The organism is Finegoldia sp. P3-F-LR (assembly GCF_052932165.1).
In genome coordinates this window covers 1-12550 of the sequence record NZ_JBRFJE010000020.1, presented here as the reverse complement: position 1 = coordinate 12550, position 12550 = coordinate 1, and the positions used below count along the sequence as shown (strand labels likewise).

The window sequence follows — 12550 nt, the reverse complement described above, 5'->3', positions numbered from 1 at the left end:
GGGTATATATAATATGGTGATTATATGATATATACAGTGACATTAAATCCTTCGATTGATTACATAATGCGATTGGATGATTTTCGAAATGGAGAAACAAATAGAGCAAAAGTTACTGAACTTTACGCTGGTGGTAAAGGAATTATGGTTAGCAAATTGCTACATAATTTGGATGTAGAAACCCAAAATATTGGTTTTTTGGGAGGATTTACAGGAGATTACATCGAAAAATTATTAGATGAGATGGAAATTCTCCACGATTTTACAAAAATTAATGGAAACAACAGAATTAATGTAAAATTAAAAATGGATTCTGAAACAGAAGTTAACGCACCAGGGCCAGATATTTCTCAAGAAGAATTAGAAGACTTCTACGAAAAACTTTCTGGAATTGATGGTGGAATAGTATCTTTTTCCGGATCTGTGGCAGCGAATATGGATAAGGATATTTATATTGAGATGATAAAAAAATTATCTCCGAATACTAGATTCACATTGGATACAACTGGTGATGTGTTATTGAAAAGCTTGGATTATAATCCTTTGCTGCTAAAACCCAACCAAGCAGAATTAGAAGAAATTTACGGAGACAAGTTCAATTCAAAAGAAGAAATAATTTCGTATATAAAATCGACTATGATTCCAAAAGCAGGGCATGTGATATGTTCTTTGGGAAGTGATGGTGCGATTTTTGTGAGTGCAAATAATTCATTTTACATTCCAATTGTAAAAGGAGAAGTTATCAACAGTGTTGGCGCTGGAGATAGTATGGTTGCAGGATTTATCTACGCTTATATGAATGAAATGAGTGAAGAAGATATGTTCAAAATGGCTGTGGCTAGTGCGACTGCGACTGTTTTCTCATATGATATGGGAGGAAAGGATCAAATAAATGAAATTTTTGGCAAATTAAAAATAATAAATATGGGGGAAAATAATGGAAATTAAAGATTTGCTTTCAAAAGATCTAATGATTCTGAATCTTAAATCTACAACAAAAAAAGATGTTATAGATGAGATGATTGAAAAATTGTACGAAAACAATGTTATTAATGATGTACTAAAATTTAGATCTGAAATTATGAAAAGAGAGTTGGAATCTTCGACAGGTCTTGGAGAAGGAGTTGCTATGCCTCATGCGAAAACATCTGCAGTGAATAAACCTGCGATTGTATTTGCTAGAAGTACAACTGGCGTGGATTATGAAGCATTAGATGGAGAAGATACTTATATATTTTTCATGATTGCTGCAACTGAAGGACAAAACCAAATGCACATTGAAACTTTGGCGAAACTGTCCAAGCTTTTATTAAAAGAAGGATTTATCGATAGATTAAAATCTAGCGAAAATCCAGAAGATGTTTACAAAACTATTGACGATTATGCAGAAGAATCTGAGCCGAAAGTAGCACCAGTAGAAACCAGCTCGATTTATACAGAAAAGCCATTCGTCTTAGCAGTAACTGCATGTCCTACAGGAATTGCACACACTTATATGGCAGAAGAAGCTTTGAAGGAACAAGCATCTAAAATGGGAGTTGACATAAAGGTAGAAACAAACGGATCTGATGGTGTTAAGAACAAATTAACAGCTAATGATATCGAAAAATCTACGGGAATTATTATAGCTGCGGATAGAAAAGTAGAAACTGCACGTTTTAATGGCAAAAATGTAATTGAATGTCCGGTTTCCGATGCGATTAGAAATCCAAAAGATTTGATTGAAAAAATAGTAGACGGCAAAGCGAAGATTTATCACGCAGATGAATCAGAGTCAAAAGAAGTTGAAGAAGAAACGACAAATTGGAAATCAAAACTATACCAAGATATTATGAATGGTGTTAGCCACATGCTGCCATTTGTAGTCGGTGGTGGAATTTTACTGGCATTATCTTTCTTAGTGGAAAGATTTTTCTCTGACACATCGCCAATTTATAATTTATTCTCAGTAGGTGGAAAAGCTGCATTTGGATTTTTGATTCCGATTTTAGCTGGATACATTGCGATGAGTATTGGAGATAGACCTGCATTGATGCCTGGTATGGTCGCAGGTTACATCGCTGGACAAGGTGCAGGATTTTTGGGAGGACTGTTAGGTGGTTTCTTAGCAGGTTATGTTATTTTATTCTTGAAGAAAATTACTAGAAATCTTCCTAAATCTCTCGAAGGAACTAAACCAATGTTGATTTTCCCAGTATTTGGGTTGCTATTAACATCTTTGGGTATGATTTTTGTAATATCTCCAGTGTTTACTGTAATCAATAAAACAATCAACGGATTTTTGGCAAATATGGGAACTACAAACTCAATCTTACTTGGAGCTTTGCTCGGAGCGATGATGAGTGTGGACATGGGTGGTCCTGTTAACAAAGCAAGTTACACTTTCTCAATAGGAGTATTCACAGATACTGGTAATGGTGCTTTTATGGCAGCTACGATGGCTGGAGGAATGGTTGCACCACTTGCAATAGCTTTAGCATCTAGTTTATTTAAAAATAAATTTGACGAAAAAGAAAAGAAATCAGCAATCACAAATTATATTTTGGGTGCATCATTTATCACAGAAGGAGCGATTCCTTTTGCAGCAAAAGACCCATTGAGAGTGATTGTGTCATCTGTAATCGGTAGTGCGATTGCAGGCGGACTTACACAAGCATTTGGAGTAAAATCACCTGCACCACACGGAGGAATTTTCATTTTACCAGCTATGGAATCTGTAGACAAGGCGTTGTTCTTCGTATTATCTGTAGCAGTGGGATCATTGGTTTCAGCAATCATTTATGGATTGTGGAAACAAAAAGCAGAATAATGTTATAATAATAATGTAATTTACAAATTTTCAAATTTTCAAGGAGGAAATTATGTTAGTAGCAGCAGACAAAATGTTAAAAGATGCATTAAAAGGAAAATACGCAGTAGGTCATTTCAACATCAACAACTTAGAATGGACTAAAGCTATTTTGGAAACAGCACAAGAAAACAACTCACCAGTTATTTTGGGAGTTAGCGAAGGCGCTGGAAAATATATGGGCGGATACAAAACAGTTGTAGGAATGGTTAAAGGAATGATTGAAGAATTAAACATAACAGTTCCTGTAGCAATCCACTTAGACCACGGATCATTCGAAGGAGCAAAAAAATGTATCGAAGCAGGATTTACGTCAGTAATGTTTGATGGTTCTAAATATCCAATTGATGAAAATATAGAAAAAACAAAAGAAATAGTTGAACTTGCTCACTCAAAAGGAATCAGCGTTGAAGCAGAAGTTGGAGCTATCGGTGGCGAAGAAGACGGAGTAATCGGTCAAGGAGAAATCGCCGACAAAAACGAATGCAAGAGAATTTCTGAATTAGGAATAGATTTCTTGGCAGCAGGAATTGGTAATATCCATGGTGTTTATCCTGAAAACTGGAAGGGATTAGACTTCAATGCTCTTGGAGAAATCAAAGGAGAAATCGGAGAAATGCCCCTAGTTCTTCATGGTGGAACAGGAATTCCAACTGATATGATAAAAGAAGCGATCAGCCTTGGAGTATCCAAAATAAATGTAAACACTGAATGTCAAATCGTATTTACAGAAGAAACTAGAAAATATTTCGAAGAAAATAAGGACAAAGAAAAGAAAGGATTTGACCCAAGAAAAGTTTTGAAACCAGGCTACGAAGCAATCAAAGCAAAAGTTAAAGAAAAAATGGAAATTTTTGGATCAATCGACAAAGCAAACTAATTTAATATAATCAGAATTCAAACCGAGTCTATTAATTTAGATTCGGTTTTTTGATTTGAAAAAAATTTTATTGTATAGGATAATATTATCTAGGTGATAATTTTGAAAAACATAGATTTATTTAAAACTCTTCTGAAAATTAATGCCGTAACATTTGGTGGAGGATACACAATAGTACCTATAATTAGAGATGAGTTTGTTAAGAACAAAAAAATAATTGACGACGACGAAATGATGAAGATAATCGCCTTGGCTCAAAGTTGTCCAGGAGCGATGGCTATTAACACGTCGATTTTATTGGGATACAGGATTAATAAAACAAAAGGGGCAATCGCAAGTGTATTGGCTGCTACTCTTCCATGCTTGGTTATTATTTCGATTGTGAGTTTGATTTACAACAAAATTCACGACAATCCATTTATCAATATGATGCTTATTAGTATGAGTGGAGCAATCAGTGCGATATTACTTTTAACTGTTGTGGATTTGGCAAAATCAAATTTGAAAAAAGACAGAGCACTTGGAATTGGAATAATGATCTTAGCATTTGTAATGGGATTTGTATTTAACATAAATGTTGCGATAATTTTACTTGCATGTGCTTGTATCGGAGTAATGTATTCAAAGATTGTAGGTGGAAAATATGATTTTGATTAAATTATTCTGGGTGTTTTTTAAAGTTGGATTATTTGCATTTGGTGGAGGATATGCAACACTTCCACTTATCACGAATTTTGTAGTAAATGAAAATCAATGGATCAGTCTTAGAGAATTGACAGACGTACTTACGATATCGCAAATGACGCCAGGACCAATAGCGATAAATTCCGCGACATTTGTTGGAATGAAAATATATTCCGTGCTTGGCGCTGTTGTAGCAACTACTGGATTGGTATTTCCGGCGTTAATTATTCTACTTCCGTTGTCTAAGTTGATTTTCTCGGGAAAAGAATTAAAGTTTTTGGATTATATACTAAAAGGGATCAAACCTGCAGTTGCAGCACTGATATTCATTGCATTTATCGATTTGTTCGAATCGGCAGTGTTTAACGGCACATTTAATACGACAAACATAAACGTTGTAGCTGTAATTTCATTTTTTGTAGGATTTGTAATGTATTATAAAAAAGTTTCTATCATTAAGATAATCGGCGTGTGCGCAACGATAGGACTAATATATCAATTTGTAATTTAAAAAAAGCCTCACTATGAGGCTTTTTGTCGTTTAAATATCTATTGAGTTGTCCATCATTTTTATTGACGCTTGGTATAAGCCAAGTCCTGTCAATATCCAAATAATAGTACTTGAAATAGGTATTCCCATTATTTTTGTGAATGTGTTCATTGTAATTGTATTTGAATTTTTTATAGTTATTAATTCGCTAGCATTTACGATTCCTTCACCTACATATGAGATTAGATAAGGGAATCTTGTGAATATTTCTTGGTCGATTAGAGATATAACCACGTTAATCACAATCATAATTATAATCCATGAGTAACCTGTTTTGTTTGATGGGAACAATGATTTCGTAGCAACTATTGAGAAATACATTACAATGTAACTGATGAATGTACTTATAATAAAGTTTACAGTCAAAATGATGAATGTAAATGGAGAAATCGTAAAGTACGGATTATTAAATGCCAATTTAATCATTTCTAAGAATTTCGATTCACCAACAAAATACATTCCCAAAAAGTTTATTAAAGAAAATGCTATTGCAAATATTACTGTCCAAATAAGAGCGAACAATAATTTACTCATTAAAATGTCGTTGCTTTTAACAGGAAGTGTGAACATCAAATATCCTCTGTCGGAATAGTAATCGCGTCTGAAAACCATAACTATTTGTACAGTCAATGCCAAGAAACTTCCAAAAACTGCAAGTATACATAAAATCAAGAAAAGCATTTCGACAAATCCCATACTTTGAGTGTTTACGATTATTGAATTTTTAAATAATGCATATAAAAAGCTGTTTCCCAACAATCCTACAAGTAATGATATCAAACATAGTTTAAAGTTGTTTTTTAAATCGTGTTTTAAAAGTTTAAGCATGGTGACCTCCAAAAATTTGTTTGTACACATCTTCAATGCCTTTGTTGTAAGTTGATCTCAAATTTTCTACGCTATCATTTAATTCCACAGAACCTTTGTTGAGCATGATTACTCTGTCGAAAATTCTTTCTATATCTCTAACCAAGTGAGTGGTAATAACAAGAGTAGAATCAGGATCGATATTATCAATGATTGCATCCAAAATTTGTTCACGAGCTACAGGGTCAACTCCTGCTATTGGCTCATCAATAATGAAAAGCTTAGCGTGACGTGATAACACAAGTGCCAAGTTCAATTTTTCAGTCATACCTTTTGATAGATTGCTAATTTTCATTTTCTTGTCCAAACTCATTTGTTCAATAAAACTAGTGAATTTTTCTCCGTCAAAATCGGAATAAAAATCTTCGAACAATGCTTGAGTTTGAGCGATTGTAAGGTTAGGGTCTAGGAAAAAACGATCCGGCAAATAACTTACGAATTCTTTTGTCTTGTAATTAACATTATGTGAATCGATTTTAACTTCGCCTTCGTATTTTTTTATTATTCCAGCTAAAATTTTGATTAAAGTTGTCTTGCCAGAACCATTTGGACCTAGAAGTCCGATGACTTCTCCTTTTTCGGCTGTAAATGATACATCTTTAAGTGCTTGTTTGTTGCCGTATTTTTTCGACAAATTTTTTATTTCGAGTACGCTCATTTTTTCCACCTTTCATCTATAAGTTCCATTAGTTTTTCTTTTGGCATATTCATTTGATACATTTCGTTTAAGAAATCATCTATCAATTGTTGTGCCATATCATTTTTCAAAGCTTTTAATTTATCTTCATCTACATCAACAAATGAACCAAGTCCTCGTTTACTCATAGTAATTCCACAGCTTTCCAACTCTGCATAAGCACGTTGAACTGTGTTAGGATTTACATTCAATTCTTTCGCAGTTTCTCTGACAGAAGGAATTTTATCAGAAGACTTTAATTCTTGCCTAATTATTTTGTATTTAAAATAATCTACGATTTGAATGTAGATAGGCTTATTATCATCAAATTGCATATTATCTCCTTTCTCATCTGTTCTATAACAATAATACACCGTTACAATAAAAAAGTCAAGCTATTTTAATAAAATATTTACGCCCTTTGATGATAAATCGTTCAGCTCATCGATTTGTTCTTGATTAATTGTGGAATTTTTCTTAGCGAAAATTTTTCCGGGTGGATAAATCACGATATCATTGGCGATTATTTTATTCAGTAAATAATCGTATGTTTTATAAATTTTCGTAGAGTCTGATTTTTCATATGAACGAAAAGCTTCCAGCAAAATTTCAAAATCTTTTTTCTCATCTGCAATCGTTGAAATCAATACGAGATTTTTGTCGTCTATCATTTCTAGATAAATTCCGTTTTTTATCAAATGCTCATTGACATCGCTTGGGTTGTCACATTGAAGGACAATTCTTGTAAAATCTCTCTTGCAATTTTTTTGAATAGGAGCTTTTCTTATGAAATCCAAGCCTTCAATCTCACTATAAAACCAATCTATTATTTCTTTTAATTCAGCGTATTTGCTTTCATATTTAGTGCAATAATTGACGGCGTATTCTACTGATGTCATGAAAATATACGATGGGGAAGATGTCATAATCATTTGTAGATTACTTATAGTTTTATCTATCAATTCATCTTCCAAGTTGAAATTAATCGCAGCAGTTTGTGTGAATGCAGGCATCGTTTTGTGATACGAATTAATAGAAATATCACAACCTAGTTGCATTGCATTTTTGTCAAAACATTCCAATGCAAAATGCGTTCCGTGTGCTTCGTCAACAATAATCTTGATATTATTTTCGTGACAATAAGTTACAAGTTTTTCGATTGGCTGATAAATTCCATAATAATTGGGGCGTGTTATAAGAACTGCTTTGATAGATGAATCTTTTTTCAAATTTTCTATCAAAACTTCTTGTTCACACACTCCATCACAGTCAATATCCACAGATTCTCCACGAGCGAGTCGTACGCCGTTGATTACGGATTTGTGGCAATTTTTCTCTACCAAAATTTTGTCGTTTTCATCTAATACGCTCATTATACTTGCGACTATTCCAGAGGTTGAACCATTGACAAGATACATTGATGATTTTGCATGTGAAAAAAGGGCAAGATTATTCCTGCCCTCAGCTATAATATTATTTGCATGGTACAAATCATCTGTATCAGATAATTCCGTTACATCAATCTTTAAAATATTTTCAAGAAAATCGTTCATTCCTTCCAACATCTTGCCCTTATGGCCAGGCATGTGAAAGCTTACTTTTTCTTTTCTATTTATCAGATTTTCATACAAATTACGCATTCAACATTTTCTCCACTTCAACCATAATTGCACATTCAGTACGTTTCTTTTGCATTGCACATCCCAATTCGTATGGCTTGTAAATATCATTATTAAAATTGTACGCATTTGCATGGCAACCACCAGAACAGTAGAATTTGCACCAACAATTTTTGCAATCTTCTTTTGTAAATACATGACAATTCAAAAATTCTTCACGCATATCTTCTGGTAAAGTTAAATTTTCATCTAAAATATTGCCCATTTTGAATTTTTCATTGCCGACAAATTGGTGACAAGGATAAATGTCACCTTCTGGAGTAACTGCAACGTATTCGCAGCCAGCTCCACAACCTTGCATTCTTTTAATAACACAAGGACCTTGAGTCAAATCCACCATAAAATGGAAGAATTTAAAGTTAGAACCATTTACTTGATCCTTTGCATAATCCACTGCCAACTTTTCGTATTCTTCTAAAACAGTGTCCAAATCTTCCTTAGTAATAGCGTAATCATCATAATCGCTGTCTACAACAGGTTCAATACTTGACAATTCAAATCCCAAATCCTTGAAGTGTTTTACATCTTCTGAAAAATCCAAATTCTTCTTAGTAAAAGTTCCTCTAACATAATAATATTTTCCTTTTCTTCCTTTAATAAGCTTTTGGAATTTAGGAACGATTAAATCGTAAGAGCCCTTATCATTCAAAGTTTTTCTCATATTATCGTTGACAGATTTTCTACCGTCAAGACTAAGAACAACGTTGTGCATATTTTCGTTGATAAAATCTATCTTATCATCGTCCAATAAAACACCATTAGTAGTTATCGTAAATCTGAATTTCTTACCTTTTTCCTCGGCTATTTCGTTGCCGTATTTCACTAATTTCTTCACAAGCTCAAAATCCATTAAAGGTTCTCCACCGAAGAAATCCACTTCCAAGAATTTTCTTGAACCGCTATTGTCAACCAAATATTTTAAAGCTTTCTTGCCGACTTCTTCAGTCATATAAGCTTTGTGTCCACCAAAATCACCTTGTGAAGCAAAACAATATTCGCACTTCAAGTTACAATCGTGAACAACGTGAAGGCACATTGCCTTTAACACAGGTTCTCTCTTTTTGAAATCTTCAATGTGAAGATAATCATCTGATGAAAAAAGCATATTCGCTTTTTCCAATTCTCCGATTTCCTTGATAGAATCTCTGACAGATTCTTCAGGATATTGAGCTAATTTTTCTACTATTTCATCTGCACTTAAATCTTTGTAATAATCAAGTACATCGTAACTTATGTCGTCAAAAACATGGACACTTCCACCGTTTACATCTAAAACAATGTTGTGGCCATTCATTTTGTATTTATGTATCATATAATTCTCCTTTCAGCTACCGTACTATTTTATAGAAAATTCCGAATTAAGTCAATAAAAAACGAAAACCACTCAAAAGAGTGGCATTAATTTAATAATCGCATATCTGATTGTTTACTTAAAAGTCTTCAATCATTATGTAAACAAGATTATCTATTTTCGTTTTCACATTCTTGGTTAGCAACTGTGCAAGAAGTTTTGCAAGCTGATTGGCAAGAAGTTTGGCATTCACCACAACCACCTTTGCAAGCTGATTCTTTCAAAGTGTTAGGTGTTAAAGTTTTAATATGTTTTTCCATAATATTCACCTCAAAATAATTATATCACAAATCCAGAAAAAATGTGCGAAATAATAATTCAGATGTATAATCAAAAAAAACATTGCATAATAATAAAATAAGTGATATATTTATTTTAAAGGGGGAGGTTAAAATGTTCAATTACATTACTCATAACAAAAAATTATTCTATTTAACTCTTCTTACAGCGCCTATTGCCGTTGGATTTGATATTGGCTTGGCGTGGCTTTTAAGAATTATAACAGATGCAGGAACTAATGGAGAAGAACAACTTTTGCCCAGATTAATTCTAATTTCTGTGTTGTACATAATTTTTGCAAGTATTTCCGATTTGCTATATCGAAAAAGCACAGTAGAACTTACGAATAATTGTATATATAATGTTAGAAATGATTTGTTCAACAGTATAACAGACGAATCTCTAATCAAAATATCCAAACAAAATAGTGGATATTATATATCGATGTTTTTGAATGATTTGGAAGATTTGAAGATGGATTATTTCAAAAATATGGTGTCTTCATATCATGAAATTCTCAATTTCGTAATATCCTTAGTCTTGCTTGTCAAAATCGACATAATAATGGCAATCACAATAATAATATTTTCCGTGGTGCAACTAGCAGTGCCATTTATTTTCGAAAAATTAATCGAAAAAAGACAAGAAGAACTTATGAATATAAGAAATGAATACACGTCTAGTTTGCAAGAATTCGTTAACAATTTCAATTTGATTAAGTTTTTCAAAAGAGAAATTATTTTTCAAAAAATTAACCAAGATAAATCCATTGAATATCGTAACGCATCAAATACCAAGGAAACTTTGAGCAAAACTATTTACGTTTTATCATTTGCTAGTTCATTGGCAATGTATTTGGGTTGTATGTTGGTAGGAATTTGGCTAGTATTTAAAGACAGAATAACCATTGGTCAAGTCATAGAATCAAGTCAACTTATGGCTTATGTGACAGGACCGTTGTTAAATTTCACAGATATAATGACAAGTTTCAAATCAGCAAAGCCAGTCCAAAACAAAGTTATGAATTTCATCTCTGAAGAAAAACCTGTTGAAGTAGAAGATGAATTCGAATTTAATAATTTGAAATTAAACAATATTTCGTTCAAATATCCAACAAGTGACAAATACGTTTTGAAAAATTTGGATTTTACATTTGAAAAAGGCAAAAAATACATTATTATTGGAGAAAGTGGAACGGGTAAATCAACTATATTCAAGATTTTGCAAAAACAAGAAATAGCAACCGAAGGAGAAGTCCAACTTAACAATAAAAATATTTTGGATATTATGGATTCAACTTACTATTCAAAAGTAGGATTTGCAACGCAAGACACTGGAATATTCACAGCTAGTATCAAAGACAACATATCCTTGTTTGACAACAGACCTGTAGATAAAACAATCATTGAACAATTGGGATTAAATACTTTGATTAATTCCAAACCAAAAGGAATTGACACCGTAATTTCAAATGAAGATAAATCTATTTCAGGTGGAGAGAAACAACGAATAGCAATTGCAAGACTACTAAATGAAGACTTCGACTGTATTTTATTAGACGAATCGACATCCTCATTGGATAAACACAGTGTAGATATTGTTGAAGAATGCATACTTTCGAAAAAAGATTTGACAGTAATAGCAATCACACATCATTTGACAAGTAAAGCAATTGAAATGAGCGATTTTATTTTAAAATTAGAAGACGGGAAATTAGTACCAGTTACAATGTAAACTAAAAGAGGTTAATAATATGGTAACTAAAAACACTTATAACAACTATCAATTCTACGAAACACCAGCATTGACTAAATATTTGGAAGAACAATCAATAAAAGGCTATAGTTTTTGTGGTGCAGTGGGAAGTTTTTTGGATATACTGAAGTTTCGCTATGATGAAAACAAAGCCCCACAATCTTATTGTGTCTTACGTAAGCGCTTGGATAAAAATATAGATGAAAAAATACAAATCATGAAAACTAATTCTCAGATCATTTATGAAAATAATACGTATATTGTATTTGCAAATAATTCTGAGGAGGATACGGAGTTAGAATCCATTATAAAAAAGCAAAATGCTCTCCAAGCAGTTTCCATAAAAAAATCTGTAGCATTTATCAGTATATTATTGATTATTTCTGTGATTAGTTTGGTTTTGAATTTATTATGGTCACGAAATACAAACTTAGTGTTAAACAGTCTGAATGTGGGAGTTTGTATTTCTCTAATTATTAATTTTTTGATTTATTTTATTGGAGATTTGCACGATTATTTTTCAGGAAAAGCAGTAGTAATAGACGGGAAGCTAATATTTAATAACCGCACCAAATTAAAAGATATGCTATTTCGACTTGGAGATGTACTTAAATTCGTAATATTATTAGTAAGTATATTTCTTAGCATAAAAGTTGTGCTACAAGCAAGTGATCCTGCGGTTACAGTTAATATTTTAAAAATGTGGTCGATATTTTGTATTGTGGGATTTGGTTCAAGGATAAAATTCCAAAAATCATATATTACATTGCTTTTTATCGAAGTATTCCTAATAACACTTGGAGCGTTGTAGAAAACAATTGAATAAGTTTTTAAAATAAAAATTGCGCGATTAATTGAACTGACCCCCAAAAGTTAGACCAAAAAACTAACTAAAGGAGGTCAGTTTTTTAATGGCAAAATATAGTACAGAATTCAAAACGAAAGTGGTAAAAGAGTATTTAGAATCTAATACCTCATATA

13 protein-coding genes are annotated in these 12550 nt (G+C 32.5%); 7 read left to right on the top strand and 6 right to left on the bottom strand.

Annotated features, from left to right (window positions below):
* The first annotated feature begins 24 nt into the window (after positions 1–24).
* From pfkB to ACU68U_RS07565, 5 genes are all read left to right on the top strand, one after another.
* On the top strand, positions 25–948 hold the full coding sequence (pfkB, locus tag ACU68U_RS07585; protein ID WP_446763073.1) for a 1-phosphofructokinase: 924 nt from the start codon (positions 25–27) through the stop codon (positions 946–948).
* Positions 938–2809, top strand: a complete 1872-nt coding sequence (locus tag ACU68U_RS07580; protein WP_446763072.1) for a PTS fructose transporter subunit IIABC — start codon at positions 938–940, stop codon at positions 2807–2809. The genes pfkB and ACU68U_RS07580 overlap by 11 nt, the downstream gene beginning before the upstream one ends.
* Before the next feature lie 52 nt (positions 2810–2861).
* Positions 2862–3728, top strand: a complete 867-nt coding sequence (fba, locus tag ACU68U_RS07575; protein WP_002835224.1) for a class II fructose-1,6-bisphosphate aldolase — start codon at positions 2862–2864, stop codon at positions 3726–3728.
* 93 nt (positions 3729–3821) lie between these two features.
* Positions 3822–4385 carry a chromate transporter gene (locus ACU68U_RS07570; protein ID WP_242428110.1) on the top strand — a complete coding sequence of 188 codons (564 nt, stop codon included), beginning with the start codon at positions 3822–3824 and terminating at the stop codon, positions 4383–4385.
* The gene (locus tag ACU68U_RS07565) at positions 4372–4923 is read left to right on the top strand and encodes a chromate transporter (protein WP_094202872.1); all 552 of its coding nucleotides are present in this window, start codon (positions 4372–4374) and stop codon (positions 4921–4923) included. The genes ACU68U_RS07570 and ACU68U_RS07565 overlap by 14 nt, the downstream gene beginning before the upstream one ends.
* A gap of 30 nt (positions 4924–4953) precedes the next feature.
* Here the strand turns inward: ACU68U_RS07565 and ACU68U_RS07560 are convergent, their stop codons facing one another.
* From ACU68U_RS07560 to scfA, 6 genes are all read right to left on the bottom strand, one after another.
* Positions 4954–5790, bottom strand: a complete 837-nt coding sequence (locus ACU68U_RS07560) for an antibiotic ABC transporter permease (RefSeq protein ID WP_446763071.1) — start codon at positions 5788–5790, stop codon at positions 4954–4956.
* The gene (locus ACU68U_RS07555) at positions 5783–6487 is read right to left on the bottom strand and encodes an ABC transporter ATP-binding protein (RefSeq protein ID WP_094225027.1); all 705 of its coding nucleotides are present in this window, start codon (positions 6485–6487) and stop codon (positions 5783–5785) included. Before ACU68U_RS07555 ends, ACU68U_RS07560 begins: the two co-directional genes overlap by 8 nt.
* A complete protein-coding gene (locus ACU68U_RS07550; protein WP_094206139.1) occupies positions 6484–6840 on the bottom strand; it encodes a GntR family transcriptional regulator in 357 nt (118 codons plus the stop codon). Before ACU68U_RS07550 ends, ACU68U_RS07555 begins: the two co-directional genes overlap by 4 nt.
* A 60-nt stretch (positions 6841–6900) precedes the next feature.
* Positions 6901–8145 carry an aminotransferase class V-fold PLP-dependent enzyme gene (locus ACU68U_RS07545; protein WP_446763070.1) on the bottom strand — a complete coding sequence of 415 codons (1245 nt, stop codon included), beginning with the start codon at positions 8143–8145 and terminating at the stop codon, positions 6901–6903.
* Positions 8138–9496 carry a thioether cross-link-forming SCIFF peptide maturase gene (scfB, locus tag ACU68U_RS07540; RefSeq protein WP_278725367.1) on the bottom strand — a complete coding sequence of 453 codons (1359 nt, stop codon included), beginning with the start codon at positions 9494–9496 and terminating at the stop codon, positions 8138–8140. The genes ACU68U_RS07545 and scfB overlap by 8 nt, the downstream gene beginning before the upstream one ends.
* 149 nt (positions 9497–9645) lie before the next feature.
* A complete protein-coding gene (scfA, locus tag ACU68U_RS07535) occupies positions 9646–9795 on the bottom strand; it encodes a six-cysteine ranthipeptide SCIFF (protein ID WP_002835215.1) in 150 nt (49 codons plus the stop codon).
* Positions 9796–9928: 133 nt separating this feature from the next.
* On the opposite strand from scfA, the gene ACU68U_RS07530 reads away from it, so the two are divergent.
* Both ACU68U_RS07530 and ACU68U_RS07525 read left to right on the top strand, forming a co-directional pair.
* The gene (locus ACU68U_RS07530) at positions 9929–11548 is read left to right on the top strand and encodes an ATP-binding cassette domain-containing protein (protein ID WP_446763069.1); all 1620 of its coding nucleotides are present in this window, start codon (positions 9929–9931) and stop codon (positions 11546–11548) included.
* Positions 11549–11567: 19 nt separating this feature from the next.
* Positions 11568–12380, top strand: coding sequence for a hypothetical protein (locus tag ACU68U_RS07525; protein ID WP_446763068.1), 813 nt, complete (start codon positions 11568–11570; stop codon positions 12378–12380).
* The last annotated feature ends 170 nt before the right edge of the window (positions 12381–12550 follow it).